Here is a 20618-nt window from a genome sequence, read left to right as displayed (position 1 = left end):
GTGTTCTATAGTTTTCTATGTAGGAGAGCGTTTTCCTATACAAAAAATGACATTACAGAGACATTAATACAGAAACATTTCCATACGGATTAAAACAATTCCTATTACTTTGTTTTTATTATCTCAGATCAAAAACTCAAGTTTGCGATTATTTACTATCACGCGGCAGATAATTGGCCAGCAGCTAACTGAAAATTATTACCATTCACGTCTGTGTGACAGAAAACAATGGAATATCAACCCGGCAAAAGGGCTGCCGACACAGATGGGGACTTAGATTCGAACGACTTTAAGGAGAGGCACTCAATGCCAAAACATTCCCCCACTGAATACCAAGAGCCGCCCAAGCCGGAAAAAGCCTGGTATCAATATGATATTGAACAAACGCTTCAGCATTTGAACGGCCAGCAACAAGGCCTGAGCGAGCAGGAAGCCGCCGAGCGGCTAAAGAAGTTTGGCCCCAACGCCCTGCCGGAGCAGGCAGGCAAAAGCGCCTTTATGCGCTTTATTGCCCACTTTAACGATGTGCTGATTTATATTCTGCTGGCCGCCGCCTTCCTCAAAGGCATTATGGGGCATTGGATTGATACGGTGGTTATTCTCGGCGTGGCCGTGATCAATGCCCTTATCGGCTTTGTGCAGGAAAACAGCGCAGAGAAATCGCTGAAAGGCATTAAGAATATGCTTTCCAGCCAAGCTATTGTGGTACGTGACGGAATTAACCACACCGTGAATGCGGAAGATTTGGTCCCGGGGGATATCGTATTATTGCGCCCTGGCGATAAAATTCCCGCCGACCTGCGGTTATTGGAATCTCACAACCTTCAGGTTGAAGAAGCCATCTTGACCGGCGAATCTACCGTGGTCTCGAAGCAAACCGACGCAATCCCTGATGAAGTGATGATTGGCGATCGTACCAACCTGTTGTTCTCCGGGACCACCATCAGCGCCGGGAATGCCAAGGGCGTGGTTATCGCAACTGGCGGCTATACCGAACTCGGCCACATCAGCGAGATGATCTCGACCGTTAAGACCCAGCGTACCCCGTTACTGCAACAGATGGATCGCCTGGGTAAAAACATCTTCATCCTGATCCTGGTGATGATGGTGTTGCTTTTCGTGTTTGCCTTCACGATGCGGGATATGCCGCTTGGTGAGCTGCTGGTAGCGCTGATCAGCCTGGCGGTGGCCTCAGTACCCGAAGGTCTGCCTGCCATCATTTCCATTATCCTGTCCCTGGGCGTGCAGTCGATGGCACGTAACCGCGCGATTATCCGCAAACTGCCTACGGTAGAAACCTTGGGCTCGATGACGGTGATCTGCTCGGACAAGACCGGCACGCTGACCATGAACGAAATGACGGCAAAAAACGTCATCATGGCTGACCATGCCTACCGTGTGGAAGGGGAAAGCTATGAACCGGTTGGTGGCATTTTCTTTGCCGACAGTAACAAACCAGCGCAAGTTCAAGATATCCCACCGTTAGCGCAGTTCATTACCGCGATCACCCTGTGTAACGACAGCCAGGTAAAGCAGGATGACAGCGGCCGCTGGGCGATCACAGGCAGCCCGACGGAAGGCGCACTGAAAGTGCTGGCGATGAAGGCAGGATTGGAGATCGGTGAAGCTCGCCAACTGGCTAAAATCCCGTTCGACTCCAGTTACAAATATATGGCGGTACGTAGCCAGGTAGCAGGCAAGAATCAGGTGTTCCTTACCGGCGCACCGGACGTGCTGTTCTCACTGTGCGAATTCGAACTGACCGATTCTGGCATCAAGCCCTTCCGCCGCGGCTACTGGGAAGCGGAGATGTCGCGCTTTGCCGAGCAAGGTTTACGTATGGTGGCTGCCGCCAGTAAAACCACGCCAGACGGCGAAGTAGAGCTGGATCATGGCGATATCCGCCAGCAGATGGTGTTTATCGGCATCGCTGGCGTGATGGACCCACCGCGTCCTGAAGCAGTTGCTGCTATCGCCGAATGCCAGCAAGCGGGGATCCGCGTGAAGATGATCACCGGCGACCACCAAAAAACGGCCATGGCCATCGGGGCTATGCTGGGTATTGGTAATAGCCAGGATTCCATTACCGGCTCCCAGCTGGAACATATGGATGACCAGGCGTTGGCAGAAGCCGCCGTACGTTACGATATCTTTGCCCGTACCAGCCCGGAACATAAGCTGCGTCTGGTAAAAGCGCTGCAGGATAAAGGCGGCGTGGTAGGGATGACCGGCGACGGCGTCAACGATGCACCAGCGTTGAAACAGGCCGACGTGGGTATCGCCATGGGGATCAAAGGCACTGAGGTCACTAAAGAAGCCGCCGATATGGTGCTGACCGACGATAACTTCGCCACCATCGCCAGCGCGGTAAAAGAAGGCCGCCGCGTTTACGACAACCTGAAGAAAACCATCCTGTTCGTGCTGCCGACCAACCTGGCACAGGGCCTGCTGATCATTATCGCCATTCTGGCCGGTGCCATGCTGCCGCTGACGCCCATCCAGATCCTGTGGATGAACATGGCCACCTCCACCACCCTGTCCTTCGGCCTGGCCTACGAACCTGCCGAAAAAGGGCTGATGCACCGTAAACCGAGGGTGCCGGGCAGCAACGTGTTGGATCTGCACGCTATCTGGCGCATTGGCTTCGTCGGCGTGCTGATCGCTATCAGCGCCTTCGCACTGGAAGCCTGGATGGCACCACGCGGCTACAGCAGCGAGCTGATCCGTACCGTGTTACTGCAAACCCTGGTCACCGCACAGTGGGTTTACATGTTCAACTGCCGCACCGCAGACCGCTTCCCGCTCAACCGCCAGTTGTTCCTCAATAAGGGCCTGTGGTTGGTGAGTGGCGTACTGTTGCTGCTGCAGATGGCCATCATTTATCTGCCGTTTATGAACTCGCTGTTTGGCACCGCGCCGCTGCCGCTGTTCTATTGGGGAGTGACGCTGATGATAGCCATTGGGCTATTTCTTATCGTAGAAGTAGAAAAATGGGTGATTAACCGCATCAAAGCGAGCCGAAAAACGCTATTATAAGCGTGTAAGGAAACGCAACTTTCGCTAAAACGCCCGGCAAAATCTGCCGGGCGTTTTATAACGTTAAAAACACCTAGGAAAAATCTCATAAAACCGAGCATAAAGCGCACAACAAACGGCTCTTATAATACAATCCGCCTCCAAGACGGTCAGGTTATGCTTTTTGGGTAGTGCGATTGATTGTACGTGGCAAAGTTTTACCCTTTTCGACTAGGCTCAATTATTTAGTATCAGACTGCCGCGCCACCAAGCCGGCCGTAGGCAGGAATGGCAAATGAAGATGTCGATACAGGCCAGAAGGTTGGCTGCCAGGATACAGGGTTTATGTAGCAACCCGGTCCGATCGCGTCGCATGTTACCGATCCTGCTGCTGGCTATGTTGACGTTTCCCAGCTTGGCCGGGGCTGATACACAAGATCCCTACCAAAAACGTATTCATACCGTCACCACCGTGGTGGTGGGGATTATCAGCTATGCTCGCTGGCCCGCCAAACCTGATCCGATCCGCTTGTGCGTGACTGCGCCTGTGCAGTATGCCGAAGGTCTGTTCGACCCGGTATTGCTGACGGCACCGCAGCCAATCAAAACCCTGCGGATCGAGATAGATAATCCGCAATTGGCAACTAGCTGCGATGTAGTGTATTTGGGCAACGTTAATGCCGTTCAGAAACAAGATTTTTTCCACCGGATTTCGGGTCACTCGATCCTCAGCATCAGCGAAAAGGATATGGAATGTGCTGTTGGCAGTGCCTTTTGTTTGCAAATCAGCAACGATCAGGCGGGTTTTAAAGTGAATCTGGACTCACTGGCGCGCAGTGGCGTGCGAGTTCACCCTAACGTGCTGCAGTTGGCGCGTAAAAAGGGGCCGCCGCAATGAAACTGTTAGGTCAAAAAGGTTCGGCTACCTCTCGCCCTACGCTGGGCCAAGTGCTGCAACGGATGAACCTGGGGCTGGCGCTGATCGCCGTCAGCGCTGCGGGGATCTTCCTGACGTTGTTAGCACTGTTTGCCCTGCGAGCCTATGCCAACCATAACCTGCATCTGATTGCCCGCTCGATCAGTTATACCGCTGAAGCCGCCGTGGTGTTTGAAGACCGCCCTGCCGCTCGCGAAGCGTTGATGCTGATCGCTTCCAACGAAGAAGTGTCGGAGGCCAAGATCCTGGATATGCAGGGGATCGCCTTGGCCAGTTGGAGCCACCCAGCGGATAGCCCATTACATGGCTTGGAACAGATGGTGGCCCGCTGGATCTTGCCGGAAGCGGTGGTTTTGCCCATCGCCCGTGAAGGCAAACAGATCGGCCTGGTCTGGCTGACCGGCAACGGCAGCAGTCTGCTGAAATTCTTGCTGCGCGGCATGGTAGGCATGATTGCCTGCCTGATGCTCAGTACGTTGTGCGCCCTGGTGCTTTCCCGCAGAATGCTCAGAGGGATCGTGACCTCCTTGGACGATATTACCAACGTTGCCCATACGGTACGCCGCGATCGGACTTTCGAACTGCGGGTGCCTTCAGCACCGATTGCCGAACTGCACGAACTGAGCTGTGATTTTAACGGCCTGCTGGATGAAATCGAAGCCTGGCAACAGCACCTGCAACAAGAAAATGACGCATTAACCCACCAAGCCACCCACGACAGCCTGACCGGGTTGCCAAACCGGGCCTTCTTTGAAGCTCAGTTGGGCCGCGCGCTGTCAGAGCTCGAACCCGATGAAAAGCTGGCGGTACTGTTTATCGACGGCAATCGTTTCAAGGAGGTGAACGATAACCATGGCCATGCTGCCGGTGATACCGTCTTGATCACCATCGCAGAGCGCCTGCGTAGCAGATTGCGCAAGCACGATCTGGTCGCCCGGATGGGGGGCGATGAATTCGCCATCCTGCTGGCACCGCTCAAAGACACCAACGATGTGCTGCCGATTGCCGACATCATCATCGAGTGTATGCAACAACCCATTGTGTTACCCAACAAGGAAAGAGTGATCGCCGCACTGAGTATCGGCATCGCGTTTTACCCTGAACATGCCTCTACCACTCAGGAACTGCTCAACGAAGCGGATGACGCCATGTACCGGGCAAAACACCTGTCCCACGGAGGCTGGCGGTTAGCGATGCGCAAATAGCGCCAGCACCGAGCCTCAAACAACCATAAAGAGAAAAATCAATGTTACAGCAAAATTTTAAACGGTCTTATTCCCTACTGGCATTAGTGTTTATCACCTTGCTCACGCTGGCAGGCTGCCAGAGCAAACCACAGGGGCTGACGGCGGAACAGATCGCCTTACTGCAGGCGCAAGGGTTCAAACTGACCGATAACGGTTGGGAATTTGGCTTTTCCGACAAGGTGCTGTTCGGTAACAACGTCGGTAAATTGAGCCCGCAAAGTACCGAAATCGTCGAGAAGATGGGCAAGGCGCTGAAGAGCGTTGACATCGTGCAATTCCGCCTGGACGGCCATACCGATAACTACGGTGAGGACAGCTACAACGACCAGCTTTCACTGCGCCGTGCCAACGCCGTGGCCGATGTCCTGGCCGGTATCGGCATCCCGCGTGCCAATATAGAAACTCGTGGCATGGGTAAACGCCAACCGGTAGCCAGTAACGCCACCTCCAGCGGCCGCGCTGAAAACCGTCGCGTGGCGATCGTCGTCACCCCTTAAGAAACAGCAAAGTTCACCTAATGGAGGGCATTAGCGGTTATACTTGGCGATCGTCATAGGGGATCTGGGAACCGGTGCTGAAACGGGCTACACTCAGGCCGCCAGACAACCTATAAAAACTGATAGAGAGGCTCGGAGCAACGTGGCTCAATACGTCTATACCATGCACCGCGTCGGCAAAGTGGTTCCGCCGAAGCGTCATATTCTGAAAAACATTTCCCTGAGTTTCTTCCCTGGGGCCAAAATTGGCGTACTGGGCCTTAACGGTTCCGGTAAGTCTACCCTGCTGCGCATTATGGCCGGCATCGATACTGATATCGAAGGGGAAGCTCGCCCGCAACCGGGTATCAAGATCGGCTATCTGCCGCAGGAACCGCAGCTCAATATGGAGCACAGCGTTCGCGAATCGGTTGAAGAAGCGATGGCAGAGGTGGTCGGTGCCCTTAAGCGCCTTGATGAAGTGTACGCACTGTACGCTGAAGAAGGGGCCGACTTCGACAAGCTGGCCGCTGAACAGGGCCGTCTGGAAGAGATCATTCAGGCTCACGATGGTCACAACCTCAACACCCAGTTGGAGCGTGCCGCCGATGCACTGCGCCTGCCGGAGTGGGATGCAAAAATCGCCAACCTGTCCGGTGGTGAGCGCCGCCGCGTAGCGCTGTGCCGCCTGCTGCTGGAAAAGCCAGACATGCTGCTGCTGGACGAACCGACCAACCACCTGGATGCCGAATCCGTGGCCTGGCTGGAACGCTTCCTGCACGACTTCGAAGGCACCGTGGTGGCGATCACCCACGACCGTTACTTCCTCGATAACGTGGCTGGCTGGATCCTGGAGCTGGACCGTGGCGAAGGTATTCCATGGGAAGGTAACTACTCGTCCTGGCTGGAGCAGAAAGACGCTCGTCTGGCACAAGAAGCCTCAACCGAAGCCGCTCGCCGCAAGTCGATCGAGAAAGAGCTGGAGTGGGTACGTCAGGGTGCCAAAGGCCGTCAGTCCAAGGGCAAAGCCCGTCTGGCACGCTTTGAAGAGCTTAACAGTACCGAATACCAGAAACGTAACGAAACCAACGAACTGTTTATCCCACCAGGCACTCGCTTGGGCGATAAAGTGGTTGAAGTTAACAATCTGCGTAAATCCTACGGCGACCGCCTGCTGATCGAAGATCTCACCTTCGCGGTACCTAAGGGTGCCATCGTTGGCATCATCGGCCCGAACGGCGCGGGTAAATCCACGCTGTTCCGTATGATGTCCGGCCAGGAACAGCCTGATTCCGGCAGCATCGTGCTGGGTGATACCGTCAAGCTGGCTTCGGTCGATCAGTTCCGCGACAGCATGGATAACTCCAAAACCGTATGGGAAGAAGTTTCCGGCGGCCAGGACATCATGCGTGTGGGCAACACCGAAATGCCAAGCCGTGCCTACGTTGGCCGCTTTAACTTCAAGGGCGTCGATCAGGGCAAACGCGTGGGCGAACTGTCCGGTGGTGAGCGTGGCCGTCTGCATCTGGCCAAGCTGTTGCAGGTTGGCGGCAACGTGCTGCTGCTCGACGAACCCACCAACGACCTGGATATCGAAACCCTGCGCGCGTTAGAAAACGCCCTGCTGGAGTTCCCGGGCTGTGCGATGGTGATCTCGCACGACCGTTGGTTCCTCGACCGTATTGCCACCCACATTCTGGACTACCAGGATGAAGGCAAGGTGGAGTTCTTCGAAGGCAACTTTACCGAATACGAAGAGTACAAAAAGCGTACTCTGGGTGCCGAAGCGCTGGAACCTCGCCGTATCAAGTACAAGAAAGTCACCAAGTAACATCAGGTTGGCTATCTCTCTCAAGCCCGCATTTTGCGGGCTTTTTGTTATCCCCAATCCAGTGCCTGCGCATAATCCACAAAGACCGGATGCTGGATCACCACATCAATAAAGCAGGCCAGAGCCGGAGAATTAAGCTTGCGGCTCGGGTAAACCAGATACAGTTCATTGCCTTCGGCCTGCCACTGCGGCAACACTTCCACCAATTGCTTTTGTGCGACCACTTCGCGGCTGAGAAACGCGGGCAGCAGCGTAATACCCGCCCCCAAAATGGCACATTCGCGCGCATATAACAGATTATCGGTGGTATGCCGCAGCGGCAATTGCCAACGGTAGTACTCTTCACCCCGGCGCAATATCCAGGCGGGCCAGGCGCGGTGAGCGATGCAAAGATGCTGCTGCAACTGCTGCGGATGCAGCAATGGCGGGTGTTGGGCCAGATACTCCGGTGCAGCCAACAAATAACGGGGAGCATGCCCCAGACGACGGCCAATCAACGAAGAATCCTGCGGCCTGCCGGTACGCAATGCCGCATCAAAGCCCTCCTGCACCATATCCACCATTGCATCCGATACTGACACTTCCAACGAGACATCCGGATATTGGCGCTGGAAATCTGCCGCCAGACGCGGAAGCAACGTCGCCCCCAGCCCGGCTGGCGTAGAGATGCGTAGACGGCCACTGGGGTTATCGCGTAAGCGCTGCAACGCCAGATCGGCCCGTTCGGCAGCAGAGAGCATCTCCTGGCAATGTTCAAGATAGCGCTCACCGGCAAAGGTCAAATTTAACTGCCGGGTGGTACGGTTGAGCAAGCGCAGGCCAAGCTTCAACTCCAACTGGCTGACACGCTGGCTGACGCTGGATTTAGGCAGACCGGCACGTTTGGCTGCCGCAGTAAAACTGCCGCACTCTGCCACCAGCGCAAACAACGCCATATCCTGCAACTGCTTGAACATAATTGTTCACCTCAGACGAACACTTAGTTAGTTATTGTCCATCTTATCACTCTACTCCTCAGGGTCTACACTGGGACTATTCATGCGAAGGAGCACAATTATGTTAATCAAAGCCATTGCCGTCGATCCGAAGAATCCAGCCGGTTTTATCGAGATCGCTCCAGAAAAACCCGCACCGGGTCAATACGATCTGCTGGTGGAAGTGAAAGCCGTTTCCGTCAACCCGGTCGATACCAAGGTTCATGCTGGCCTGCAAAAGAATGGTTTGCAGCAGCCACGCATTCTCGGCTGGGATGCCAGCGGCGTGGTGCTCGAAGTGGGCAGCAGCGTCAGCGGGTTCAAACCCGGCGATGAGGTATGGTATGCCGGGGATATTACCCGTCCGGGCAGCAACAGCACCCATCAGCTGATTGACTCACGTATCGTGGCACATAAACCGGCCAGCCTGGACTGGGCGCAAGCCGCCGCGATGCCGCTGACCGCGCTCACCGCGTGGGAAGCCCTGTTTGAACACCTGAATATTCAGCATGCGGCTGCCGGTAAAACGCTTTTGATCATCGGCGGTGCCGGTGGCGTGGGCTCACTGGCGATCCCCCTGGCAGCACAGCGTAGCAAGGTGAAAGTTATCGCTACGGCCTCTCGCCCGGAATCAGCTGCCTGGTGCCGCGAACGGGGTGCTGAGCTGGTGGTGGATTACCGCGACCTGAAAGGCAACCTGGCTAAGGAAGGGATTGAGAGCGTCGATTATATCCTGTGCCTGAACGATACCGACGGCCACTGGCAAGCCATCAGCGATCTGGTCGCCCCACTCGGCCATATCTGCACCATCGTCGAGAACAGCCAACCGCTGGATCAAAATGCGCTGAAGCTGAAAAGCGCGGCGCTGCATTGGGAATTTATGTTTACCCGCAGCATGTTCACTACGCCGGATATTGCCCAGCAGGGAGAGATCCTCAAGCAGGTGGCGCAGTTGATTGATGCAGGCAAGCTGACCACCACGCTGAGTGAAACGATACAGGGGCTGACGGTGGATACGTTGACCGCCGCGCACGCCAAGCTGTTGGATGGGCATATGCAGGGCAAGCTGGTGATAACTTACTAAGTTAGTGGGAGCGTCGATTTATCAGGTATTAATAAATTGCTATATACATGATACTTAAGCGATGTCCCCTCACCCCAACCCTCTCCCACAGGGAGAGGGAGCTATTAGCCCCCGCTCTTTTGGAAGTAAAAAGAACATCTCAGCAAATTCGATCGTCCCCTCGTCCAAGGTGAGTCACTACAATTTCAAACACACTCGATCGGTTCCCTCTCCCTTTGGGAGGGGGAGTTATTAGCCCCTGCTCTTTTGGAAGTAAAAAGATCATATCGGCGAATTCGATCGTCCCCTCGTCCAAGGTGAGTCACTACAATTTCAAACACACTCGATCGGTTCCCTCTCCCTTTGGGAGGGGGAGTTATTAGCCCCTGCTCTTTTGGAAGTAAAAAGATCAAATCAGCAAATTCGATCGGTCCCCTCATCCAAAGTGAGTCACGACAATTTCAAACACACTCGATCGGTTCCCTCTCCCTTTGGGAGAGGGTTAGGGTGAGGGGCACAACATTAACCAGTCTAAAACTTCACCAAGCGGCTGGCGTCCGCCGCTAGCAGTTGCTGCACCAGTTCGACACAGCGCAAGAAGCGCTCCTCGTAATCGCTCGACTCTACGTGAACATATTCGATGTTATTGGCGTGCAGCATCTCTTCCAACAAATACTGAAACGCCTTGCGATCGACCGGGCTACCCAGACTGCGCAATCCGTCGGCCACCCAAGGGGTATTGTTCTCCAGCAGGATCACCAGATCGAAACGGTATTCGTCGATCAACGCCTGAACGAACGGATGCTCCCGCCCTTCATACTTTTTACAGAACGCCTGCGTAGTGACAAAGTCGGTGTCGATAAACGCCACTTTATTGGCGTATTTCACCGCAAAATCCACGTACTGGGCCTGCCCAAGCGCGATCTTGTCATAATCGGAATACTGCAACGCCATCTCGTCACCCCCGAGATGGGAGAAGACGTAGTCACGGCCATATTCCCAGGCGCTGGTGGTGTTGAAGATGTTCGCCAGCTTATTGACCAGCGTTGACTTACCGCTGGACTCACCGCCCAGGATCGCCACCGTGCGCACAAAGAACGGCTTCACTTCGGTCGGGATGTAGTCCCAATAGCGGAACGGATCCTGACGGATCTGGCTACCGCTGATATTCATAAAGGAGCGTTCCGGATCCACCAGGATGGTTTCAATCCCCAGATGTTCGCGGTAACGGGGGGCATCCAGCTCTTCGCTGGAATAGATAAAGCTAGGGACGATGCCCTTTTGCTCCATAAAGCTCTTCATGCCGTTACTCCACACGTCCCAGCCGTGCGGGTAAGGCTCGATGCCCTTCTCGTCGAAAGAGTGAATATGGATATTTTTCTGGTATTTAAAGGTCTGCAACAGCCAGCGCAGACGATCGCTGACCGTCGGCTGCTGTGACATGGAGCTGTTCTCGAACAGCAACAGATCGCGCGGTTCATCGTGGCACAGGATCACATGCAGCTCGTCAACCTGACTACAGGCGCGCTGGATCAGATAGATATGCCCAGTATGTAGCGGGTAAAATTTACCAAACACCACGCCGACTTTCTTCTCACGGCGCGGGAATTCCAGCCCCAGGAAACGGTGCAGGGCTTCCAGCTTCTGCGCGCTCGGGCTTTTGATTTTGTCGTTCAACAGCTGGCTGAGGTAGCCTTTGGTCATGCTACTGGCATCAGCCACCTGCTGTAAGGTACATCCCTGTTGCTTAATCGCTGCCTTGAGGTAATCGAACTGCCGCATAAACCCTCCCGTTTATTATGCTAAACAAAATAGCATATTCCGCGCAGCGGGCGGCAATTAATAAAACTGTTCCAGCACGTCCAGCGCATCCGCCAGCTTCTTGACACCGAACACCTGCATATTGGCCGGTGGTTTCTTCGGCACGTTGGCATGTGGCACGATCGCCCGCTTGAAACCGTGTTTGGCCGCTTCGGAAATACGCTCCTGGCCGCTAGGCACCGGGCGGATTTCCCCTGCCAGCCCCACTTCGCCAAACACCACCAGATCGTTAGGCAATGGACGGTCGCGTAGGCTGGACACCAACGCCAGCAGCAACGCCAGATCGGCACTGGTTTCGCTAACCTTGACGCCGCCCACCACGTTGACAAAAACGTCTTGGTCGGACATCTGCAAGCCACCGTGACGATGCAGCACCGCCAGCAGGATCGCCAAACGATTCTGTTCCAGGCCCACCGCAACGCGGCGTGGGTTAGACATCATCGAGTGATCCACCAGCGCCTGGATCTCGACCAGCAGCGGCCTGGTGCCTTCCCAGACCACCATCACCGAACTGCCGGAGGTCACTTCATCACCCCGGCTGAGGAAGATCGCGGAAGGGTTACTCACCTCACGCAGCCCTTGCTCGGTCATGGCGAACACGCCCAGCTCGTTGACCGCACCAAAACGGTTTTTATGGCTGCGCAGCGTACGGAAACGGGAATCTGCATCGCCATCCAGCAACACGGAACAGTCGATACAGTGTTCGAGGACTTTTGGCCCGGCTAGCGAGCCATCTTTAGTGACGTGGCCAACCATCACGATCGCCACACCGCGAGTTTTGGCAAAGCGGGTGAGATAGGCCGCCGTTTCGCGCACCTGCGCCACGCTGCCTGGCGATGACTGGATATCCGCCATATGCATGACCTGGATCGAGTCGATCACCATCAGCCGCGGCTGCTCCTGCTCGGCGATCAGGCAGATCTGCTCGATGCTGGTTTCCGACAGCATGTTCAGGCCGCCAGTGGGCAATCCAAGACGATGGGCACGCATCGCGACCTGTTGCAGCGACTCTTCACCCGTGACGTACAGGGTTTTCATCTGCTCAGCGAGTTTGCACAGCACCTGCAACAGCAGCGTACTTTTCCCCGCGCCGGGGTTGCCGCCGATCAGGATCGCACTGCCTGGCACCACGCCGCCGCCCAGTACGCGGTCAAACTCCAGAAAGCCGGTAGAGAAACGCGGCAACTCTTGCAGACTGATGTCCGAAAGCTTCTGCACCTTGCTGATACCGGCATCGCCCGCATAGCCGCTTAAACGCTCGCTACGGGCAGCGGAAGAGGAAACTGAAGCCAGGCGCACCTCTGTAATGGTGTTCCAGGCCTGACAGGCACTGCATTGCCCCTGCCAGCGAGGATAGTCAGCGCCGCATTCATTACAGACAAACGCCCGTTTTACTGCTTTTGCCACAACTTACCTCACATCGTGTTTCAAACTGCCACAGAGCACACAGAGCACTCCCAGCAGATCGGCATGGCGGATCGAGACCTGCGCCTTCTCATAGACCTTAGGCTTCGCGTGATAGGCAATACCCAGCCCGGCCACCTGCATCATTTTCAAATCGTTGGCACCGTCGCCGATCGCCACGGTTTGCTGCGGTGGGATCCCCAGCTTCTCTGCCAGCGCCACCAAAGTATCGGCCTTGAATTGCGCATCCACGATCGGCCCCAGCACCTCACCGGTCAGCTTACCGTCGCGGATCTCCAGCTCATTGGCGGCCACGGCCACCAGCTTGAGCTTGTCACGCAGGTATTCGGCATAATAGGTAAAGCCGCCGGAGGCAATGGCGACGTGCCAGTCCAGCGCCTGCAGCTTGCGCACCAGGCTGGTCAACCCAGGCATCAACGGCAATTCGTCACGCACCTGTTTGAGGATATTGGCATCGGCCCCTTTCAGCGTACCCACGCGTTGGCGTAGGCTAGCGGTAAAATCGAGTTCGCCGCGCATCGCGCGTTCGGTCACTTCACTGACCTGCTCGCCCACTCCGGCCAACTTGGCGATTTCATCAATGCACTCAATCTGGATCGCCGTCGAGTCCATATCCATCACTAACAGGCCCGGCTTGCGCAGGTTAGGGATTTTGCCCAGTGGGGCAACGTCTAGCCCGTTTTCGTTCGCCAACAGTTTGGCTCGCGCAGATAGCGTCCCCGCCAGACGAACCACCTGATAATCTTCCACCGCCCAGGCCGTCACGATCACCATCGCGGCCCCTAGCTTGCGCTGGAACTGAGTAATACGCTCTTTATCCAGTTCTCTGCCATATAGTAGCCAACCGGTGTGGCCCGCCCGATAGTCCAGCGGCATGACTTCGTCACCGCTCAACGAAAGGGGCAACCCCGGCCATTGAGAGATCTCTGCGGGGAGATCGCAATAGGTCAGACTATTTGGCATCCTTAACTCCTGAATAACACTGCATGATAAAACGACGCATCAAGCTATCCTATCGCCATTGCTTCTGGCAACATATTACCCTATGAATCTCTAGTTGGCCGCTCTAGCGCATCCATGCGCTCGCGGTATTGGTACATCCCGGTACCGCACAGCCAGGTGGTCAATCGTGACTCCCGGATGACCGCCCTAAAGGAAGCCTAATGGCTAAAGCTAAACTGAAATTCCGCCTGCATCGCACCGCTATTATCCTGATTTGCCTGGCGTTGCTGGTGCTGTTGATGCAAGGTGCCTCCTATTTTAGCCTGAGCCACCAAATGGCGCGATCGGAACAGGTGGAAGAATTGGCACAAACCTTGACCAAACAGGTAGCTTTTAGCCTGACTCCGCTGATGGATGGCGACAGCGACATAGACAATCAGCAGGTTGAGCGCATTCTCACGCAGCTGACCGATCACAGCCGTATTCTGGACGCCAGCGTCTACCAGTTGGACGGCACCCTGATCGCCCATTCCGGCGAGCAGATTAGCGTGCGCGATCGCCTGGCGCTGGATGGCAAACGTGCAGGCAGCTACTTCAACCACCAGCTCGTCGAGTCAATCCAGGGCAAAGATGGCCCGCTGGGCTTTATCCGCGTAACGCTGGATACTCACGTGCTGGCCACCGAATCCAAACAGGTAGATAACACCACCAACCTGCTACGCCTGATGATCCTGCTGGCGCTGGCCATCGGCATTATTCTGGCCCGTACCCTGCTGCAAGGCCGCCGCAGCCGCTGGCAGCAGTCGCCATACCTGCTAACCGCCAACACACCGCTGGCAGAAGGTAACACGGTAGACGATGGTGATGACGAGAAACCGGCAGAGCAGGAAGAGATGAAGAAAGATTAAGCCAAGCGCTGAATACGATCGTTCAGCGCCTGAAGCTGTACCAGCATTTGAGCAGCAATGGCCCGGAACGATTCGCTGATTTGCGGATGTTGTGCCGTACGCTGCCAGAATTCAACCGCCATCAACTCGGCCTGCCGCCAAATGGGGCCGTTGACCTCATTGCCCAATCTGATTTCCACCGCTGTTTCTCGCATATTACCGCTATTGGCAGGGGCAAACGCCATCGGCAACATGTCATACAACGGAGCCAATACCATCGGCCACTGCTCCGTACGCAGGAACGATAGATTCCCCTGGTGCATATCGCTATTGGCGATCAGCCTGCCAAATGCCCAATACAGACCGATTGTTTTCCAGGTTTGATGATCGATGATCCCCTGCTGCAATAGCTTTTCCGCTGCGGTGACCCAGTTAGCCCCGCCGCTGCCGCTAAACTCGGCATCCAACGCCTCCAGTGAAACCAGAGCGACTCGCCCATGTTCACCAATACGGTCAAATCGTTCGATCTCCAAAAAACACTGTTGGTTATCGCCAAACAACACCTTTGTCGGTGCGGAACACAATCCGGCCTCTGCAACCACTTGCAATGCCAATGACTCAGCGATCAGCAAATCGCTCCAGCGTTGCGCAATGGAGTTGTCCGGTACCGCACTGAACTTCACCAGCACATGACTACGGCGATTTCCCGACAGTTCGGCATAGGCAGTAAACTTGGGCTGCTCGCCACCGGCAGAAGAACCAATCAGTTCCCCCGCTAATGCGCGCGCAGACAGCGTAGCGTAATACTTGGCCTTGCCCGCCATCGGTACCGGGATTTCAGCCGCGCGCGTTAACCAACGCTGATAACTCTCTGCGCCCGGCAACAGATCGCCACTCATATCCTCACCATAATGACAAAGCGCTACCAGGCGCTGTTCTTCATTCCATTGCAGAACGTCTTCCGGCAACTTTAGCCGCCGTGCAACGGCTTTCCCCCAGGCGCGGCCAAGAAAACCTACCGGGCGCAGATCGTTCAGATACCAAGGCAAACCATCATACAACTGCCACTCACCGCTTTGTTCATCGAACACCGCGCAGCTGTCTGCCGGATATAGGGAATAGAGCGTGGCAAACAGATGCGCCTTACCCAGCTTATCGATTTGATACAGTGGGAAATACGACTCACCAGCCACCTCCCGCCTGAGCGCATAACGCGTGGATCTGCCTTTGTCGATGACCAGAACCGATCTTGCCAAATCGCGGATACGGCGCGATAGCGTGGGTTGGCTGATCCCCAATGCGGCAGTCAGTTCCCGGGAAGAAGCGGGTCCATTACGCAGAATTTTTTCGACTGTGCTCATCGCTGAATAGATTAGTGAATAGATAGATGAATAGAGTAATAGCGCTAATTAGCGGAAAGGTAAAGAATTAGCTAGAAAGGTTGGTATAAGGGTGAATAGATAAAATGGGGCGCAGCGTGCTGCGCCCGCGAAGTCATTACGCTTTGTCGCCCAGCAGGACAGATTCCAGCGCGATAACGATCATCTCGTTAAAGGTGGTCTGACGCTCGGCTGCGGTGGTCTGCTCGTGACGCAGGATATGGTCGGAAACGGTGCAAATGGTCAACGCCGTGCTACCGAACTCTTCATACAGCTCTGCGGCTACGCCGTAGATACCTGCCGCTTCCATCTCTACGCCCAGGATGCCGTACTTCTTCATCACCTGGAACATATCCGGATCTGGCGTGTAGAACAGATCGGCGGAGAAGATGTTACCCACGCGTGCAGGGATGCCCTGAGCAGCCGCAGCGTCTACCGCATTACGCACCATGTCAAAATCCGCAATGGCCGCATAGTCGTGGCCTTTGAAGCGCATACGGTTAACCTGGGAATCGGTACAAGCCCCCATGCCGATCACCACATCACGCAGTTTGACGTCATCACGCACCGCGCCACAAGAGCCGACACGGATGATTTTCTTCACGCCAAACTCGGCAATCAGTTCACGCGCATAGATAGAGCAGGATGGAATGCCCATGCCGTGGCCCATTACCGAGATTTTACGACCTTTGTAGGTGCCGGTGAAACCCAACATGCCACGCACGTTGTTCACTTCCACCGCGCCTTCCAGGAAGGTTTCTGCGATATATTTTGCCCGCAGCGGATCCCCCGGCATCAGCACTACGTCAGCGAAATCACCCATCTCAGCATTAATATGTGGCGTTGCCATAATCACTTCCCTCAATTCATGGAAAAAAAGACGCTGGCGTGAAGGCCAGCGTCATTAAAAGCGGTATTAAAGCATGGATTTGCCGTAATCCATCGGCGACACGCCAAAATAGCTGGCGACGGTCTGGCCGATGTCGGCGAAGGTTTCGCGATGCCCCAGCGAACCTGGTTTGACTTTCGGGCCATAGACCAGAACCGGGATATGCTCACGGGTGTGGTCGGTGCCTGGCCAGGTCGGGTCGCAGCCGTGGTCAGCGGTGAAGATGATGATGTCATCCCCTTTCACCAGCTTCAGCAGCTCTGGCAGGCGACGGTCGAACAGCTCCAGCGCGGCAGCATAGCCAGCCACGTCACGGCGGTGGCCGTAGGAGGAGTCGAAATCAACAAAGTTGGTGAACACGATGGTGTTGTCACCGGCTTTTTCCATCTCGACCAGAGTGGCGTCGAACAGGGCGTCGATCCCGGTAGCTTTCACCTTCTTGGTGATCCCCACGTTGGCATAGATATCGGCAATCTTACCGATGGAAACCACTTCGCCACCCTTCTCATCCACCAGCTTTTTCAGCACGGTTGGAGCCGGGGGTTCCACGGCCAGATCGTGACGGTTACCGGTACGCTGGAACTCACCTGGTTTATTCCCCAGGAACGGACGGGCAATCACACGGCCGATGTTGTAGCCACCTTCGGTCAACTCTTCACGAGCGATCTCACACAGCTCGTACAGGCGATCCAGGCCGAAAGTCTCTTCATGGCAGGCAATCTGGAACACCGAGTCCGCAGAGGTATAGAAAATCGGCTTGCCGGTTTTCATATGCTCTTCGCCCAGTTGATCCAGGATCACGGTACCGGATGAATGGCAGTTACCGAGGTAGCCCGGCAGGTTGGCACGCGCCACTAGCTTGTCCAGCAGTTCCTGCGGGAAGCTGTTGTGCTCGTCTGAGAAGTAGCCCCAGTCGAACAAGACTGGCACACCAGCAATTTCCCAGTGGCCTGATGGCGTATCTTTACCGGAGGAAAGCTCGCTGGCATGGGCGTAAGCACCAATGATTTCAGCGTCTTTATCCAACCCTTCCGGGAACTTGCCGGTCGATTCTTCCGCCGCTTTGCCCAGGCCCAGACGGCTCAGGTTTGGCAAGGTCAGCGGGCCGCTACGGCCCACGTTGGCTTCGCCACGCGCACAGGCAGCAGCAATATGGCCAAGGGTATCGGAACCTTCATCGCCAAAGCTTTTGGCATCTTCACTCGCGCCAATGCCGAATGAGTCTAATACCATAATAAACGTACGTTTCATCATACTCTCCTGCGTATTCACGCTGATACCCTGCGTCTTTCAAGCTACAGTGTTGTTGGCTGCGTGCGCTCACCCCAGTCACTTACTTAAGTAAGCTCCTGGGGATTCACGCACTTGCCGCCTAGCTGTAGCTCGAAATCCATTGGGTATAAACAGTCACAAAATTCAAAACTGCCATTGAACGTTTAAAAAATGTTATTCAGAGATGCGTTTGTAAACCACCGGCGTGACTTCTGGCGCTTTGTCGCCCAGAGCCATCGCGCTGCGTACCGCATCCGCCGCCTGCTGCCAGCTCTCTTCGTCGTTGGCATGGATCACCGCCAATGGACGCTGGGTATCGACAGTGTCGCCCAGGCGGGCCACATCGGTCAGGCCCACGCTGTAGTCGATGCTGTCGGTCGCGCGACGACGGCCACCGCCCAGTGACACCACAGCCATACCCAGTGCACGGGTATCCATCGCAGTAATGATACCTGGTTTCTCGGCATAAACCGGTTTGGTTAACGTCGCGGCTGGCAGATAGCTGTCGTAACGCTCGATAAAATCGCTTGGGCCTTTCTGCGCCGCCACCATGCGGCCAAAGATTTCCGCCGCTTTGCCGTTATCCAGCACCGCCTGCAGTTTGGCGCGCGCATCAGCGTCGTCGGTGGCCAGGCCGCCAGACAGCAGCATTTCCACGCTCAACGCCATGGTCACTTCCAGCAGACGCGGATTGCGATATTCCCCGGTCAGGAAGCGTACCGCTTCACGCACTTCGACCGCATTACCAGCGCTGGAAGCCAGCACCTGGTTCATGTCAGTCAGCAGCGCGGTAGTCTTGCAACCAGCACCATTCGCAACGCCCACGATCGCCTGCGCCAGATCGTCAGAAAGCTGGTAGGTCGGCATAAAGGCACCGCTGCCAACTTTCACGTCCATAACCAACGCATCCAGCCCTTCGGCCAGTTTCTTCGCCAGAATAGAGCCGGTGATCAGCGGAATGGAGTCGACGGTAGCAGTGATATCACGCGTCGCGTAGAAACGCTTGTCTGCCGGAGCCAGTGAACTGGTCTGGCCGATAATCGCCACGCCAACGTCTTTGATGATCTTACGGAACGCGTTGTCATCAGGGAAAATATCAAAGCCAGGGATCGCTTCCAGCTTGTCCAGCGTACCGCCAGTGTGACCCAGGCCACGGCCTGAAATCATCGGCACGTAGCCGCCACAGGCTGCCACCATCGGGCCAAGCATCAGCGAAGTCACGTCGCCCACGCCACCGGTGGAGTGTTTATCCACAATCGGGCCGTTCAGCGACAGACTTTTCCAGTCCAGTACCGTGCCGGAATCACGCATTGCCATGGTCAGCGCAACGCGCTCAGGCATGGTCATGTCATGGAAATAGATGGTCATCGCCAGCGCAGCAATCTGCCCTTCTGACACCACGTTGTCACGAATGCCATTAATGAAGAAGCGGATTTCGGCTTCGCTCAACGGTTGCCCGTCACGTTTTTTACGGATTATTTCTTGTGCCAAGAACAAAGTAGCCCCCTGTTTTAGCTAAATAGAGTCATTCGATACGCCTGCGCGCTGCGTTAACGGGGCCGCTTGGCAGCCCCAACGCAACAAGACGTGAGAGAAAATCAGTAACCGTTACCAGCGGCTTGGGTGCTATGCCCCAGCGTGGTCAGCAGGCTGGCTAACAGGCTCGACGCGCCAAAGCGGAAGTGGCGCGCATCGGCCCAGTCTTCGCCCAGCAGTCGCCCGGCAAGTTGCAGATACTGTTGAGCATCTTCTGCGGTACGCACGCCACCGGCTGGCTTGAAGCCAACGGTTTTGCCTACGCCCATATCACGGATCACGGTCATCATCAGCTCAGCGCTTTCCAGCGTGGCGTTGACCGGCACTTTACCGGTAGAGGTCTTGATAAAATCAGCCCCGGCCTTGATGGAGATCTCGGAGGCTTTACGGATCAGTTCCGCCTGCTTCAGCTCACCGGTTTCGATGATCACTTTCAGCAGCACGTTGGCAGCGGCGCAGGCCTGCTTGCACTGTTTGACCAGCTCAAACCCGACTTCCTCGTTACCGGCCATCAGGGCACGGTAAGGGAATACCACGTCAACTTCATCGGCACCGTAGGTGATGGCCGCACGGGTTTCTGCCACGGCGATGTCGATATCATCATTGCCATGCGGGAAGTTGGTGACGGTGGCGATACGGATATCTGGCGTCCCCTGCTCACGCAGCGTTTTGCGGGCAATCGGGATAAAACGCGGATAGATACAGATGGCGGCAGTATGGCCTGCCGGGCTGTTCGCCTGACGACACAACGCGATCACTTTCTCGTCGGTGTCATCTTCGTTCAGCGTGGTTAAATCCATCAGGTTCAGCGCACGTTGCGCTGCTGCGGTTAATTCGGTCATAAAACTCTCCAACTGAGCATTCTGATGTTGGCGAGCGGACTTGGTTCCTTGAAGATAGCGCGCGGGATAGTCTTCCCACGCC

The 20618-nt window shown here is 55.5% G+C and carries 16 protein-coding genes; 7 read left to right on the top strand and 9 right to left on the bottom strand.

What is annotated here, in order from left to right:
- The first annotated feature begins 306 nt into the window (after positions 1 to 306).
- The 5 genes from WN53_RS11670 to ettA all read left to right on the top strand — a co-directional run bounded on the left by WN53_RS11670 (position 307) and on the right by ettA (position 7506).
- The gene (locus WN53_RS11670) at positions 307 to 3036 is read left to right on the top strand and encodes a cation-transporting P-type ATPase (RefSeq protein ID WP_046808061.1); all 2730 of its coding nucleotides are present in this window, start codon (positions 307 to 309) and stop codon (positions 3034 to 3036) included.
- Positions 3037 to 3310: 274 nt separating this feature from the next.
- On the top strand, positions 3311 to 3913 hold the full coding sequence (gene yfiR, locus WN53_RS11665; protein ID WP_024483591.1) for a regulatory sequestration protein YfiR: 603 nt from the start codon (positions 3311 to 3313) through the stop codon (positions 3911 to 3913).
- Positions 3910 to 5157, top strand: coding sequence for a diguanylate cyclase DgcN/YfiN (gene dgcN / locus WN53_RS11660; protein ID WP_024483592.1), 1248 nt, complete (start codon positions 3910 to 3912; stop codon positions 5155 to 5157). The genes yfiR and dgcN overlap by 4 nt, the downstream gene beginning before the upstream one ends.
- A 41-nt stretch (positions 5158 to 5198) precedes the next feature.
- Positions 5199 to 5696 carry an outer membrane lipoprotein YfiB gene (yfiB, locus tag WN53_RS11655; RefSeq protein WP_024483593.1) on the top strand — a complete coding sequence of 166 codons (498 nt, stop codon included), beginning with the start codon at positions 5199 to 5201 and terminating at the stop codon, positions 5694 to 5696.
- Between the two features lie 142 nt (positions 5697 to 5838).
- On the top strand, positions 5839 to 7506 hold the full coding sequence (gene ettA, locus WN53_RS11650; RefSeq protein WP_024483594.1) for an energy-dependent translational throttle protein EttA: 1668 nt from the start codon (positions 5839 to 5841) through the stop codon (positions 7504 to 7506).
- A 47-nt stretch (positions 7507 to 7553) separates the two neighbouring features.
- Here ettA and WN53_RS11645 read toward each other — a convergent pair whose 3' ends face one another.
- Positions 7554 to 8462 carry a LysR family transcriptional regulator gene (locus WN53_RS11645; protein WP_037411494.1) on the bottom strand — a complete coding sequence of 303 codons (909 nt, stop codon included), beginning with the start codon at positions 8460 to 8462 and terminating at the stop codon, positions 7554 to 7556.
- A 100-nt stretch (positions 8463 to 8562) separates the two neighbouring features.
- Here WN53_RS11645 and WN53_RS11640 point away from each other — a divergent pair, with 100 nt between their 5' ends.
- Positions 8563 to 9564: a zinc-binding alcohol dehydrogenase family protein gene (locus WN53_RS11640; protein ID WP_024483596.1), complete on the top strand. Its 1002-nt coding sequence runs from the start codon at positions 8563 to 8565 to the stop codon at positions 9562 to 9564.
- Between the two features lie 510 nt (positions 9565 to 10074).
- On the opposite strand, the gene nadR is transcribed toward WN53_RS11640, so the two are convergent.
- Genes nadR through serB form a run of 3 tightly spaced genes read right to left on the bottom strand, consistent with a single transcriptional unit; the run spans position 10075 to position 13752 of the window.
- Positions 10075 to 11325 carry a multifunctional transcriptional regulator/nicotinamide-nucleotide adenylyltransferase/ribosylnicotinamide kinase NadR gene (gene nadR / locus WN53_RS11635; RefSeq protein ID WP_024485513.1) on the bottom strand — a complete coding sequence of 417 codons (1251 nt, stop codon included), beginning with the start codon at positions 11323 to 11325 and terminating at the stop codon, positions 10075 to 10077.
- 57 nt (positions 11326 to 11382) lie between these two features.
- The gene (gene radA / locus WN53_RS11630) at positions 11383 to 12771 is read right to left on the bottom strand and encodes a DNA repair protein RadA (RefSeq protein WP_021808023.1); all 1389 of its coding nucleotides are present in this window, start codon (positions 12769 to 12771) and stop codon (positions 11383 to 11385) included.
- Between the two features lie 3 nt (positions 12772 to 12774).
- A complete protein-coding gene (gene serB, locus WN53_RS11625) occupies positions 12775 to 13752 on the bottom strand; it encodes a phosphoserine phosphatase (protein WP_024485512.1) in 978 nt (325 codons plus the stop codon).
- Between the two features lie 200 nt (positions 13753 to 13952).
- On the opposite strand from serB, the gene WN53_RS11620 reads away from it, so the two are divergent.
- Positions 13953 to 14639, top strand: a complete 687-nt coding sequence (locus WN53_RS11620; protein WP_024485511.1) for a YtjB family periplasmic protein — start codon at positions 13953 to 13955, stop codon at positions 14637 to 14639.
- Here WN53_RS11620 and yjjJ read toward each other — a convergent pair.
- The 5 genes from yjjJ to deoC all read right to left on the bottom strand — a co-directional run bounded on the left by yjjJ (position 14636) and on the right by deoC (position 20536).
- Positions 14636 to 15979 (bottom strand): type II toxin-antitoxin system HipA family toxin YjjJ, encoded by a 1344-nt coding sequence (gene yjjJ, locus WN53_RS11615; RefSeq protein WP_024485510.1) that lies wholly within the window; start codon positions 15977 to 15979, stop codon positions 14636 to 14638. The two genes, WN53_RS11620 and yjjJ, sit on opposite strands and share 4 nt — an antisense overlap.
- A 136-nt stretch (positions 15980 to 16115) precedes the next feature.
- A complete protein-coding gene (gene deoD, locus WN53_RS11610) occupies positions 16116 to 16847 on the bottom strand; it encodes a purine-nucleoside phosphorylase (RefSeq protein ID WP_021179222.1) in 732 nt (243 codons plus the stop codon).
- A 66-nt stretch (positions 16848 to 16913) separates the two neighbouring features.
- A complete protein-coding gene (deoB, locus tag WN53_RS11605) occupies positions 16914 to 18137 on the bottom strand; it encodes a phosphopentomutase (RefSeq protein WP_024485509.1) in 1224 nt (407 codons plus the stop codon).
- A gap of 195 nt (positions 18138 to 18332) precedes the next feature.
- The gene (gene deoA / locus WN53_RS11600) at positions 18333 to 19655 is read right to left on the bottom strand and encodes a thymidine phosphorylase (protein ID WP_024485508.1); all 1323 of its coding nucleotides are present in this window, start codon (positions 19653 to 19655) and stop codon (positions 18333 to 18335) included.
- 101 nt (positions 19656 to 19756) lie between these two features.
- A complete protein-coding gene (gene deoC / locus WN53_RS11595) occupies positions 19757 to 20536 on the bottom strand; it encodes a deoxyribose-phosphate aldolase (RefSeq protein WP_024485507.1) in 780 nt (259 codons plus the stop codon).
- Between the last annotated feature and the right edge of the window lie 82 nt (positions 20537 to 20618).

Origin of the sequence: Serratia fonticola, from assembly GCF_001006005.1 — a bacterium.
Classification (GTDB): Bacteria; Pseudomonadota; Gammaproteobacteria; order Enterobacterales; family Enterobacteriaceae; genus Chania; species Chania fonticola.
Note: the sequence above shows the minus strand (reverse complement) of the source record. Positions and strands in the feature narration are given on the sequence as shown.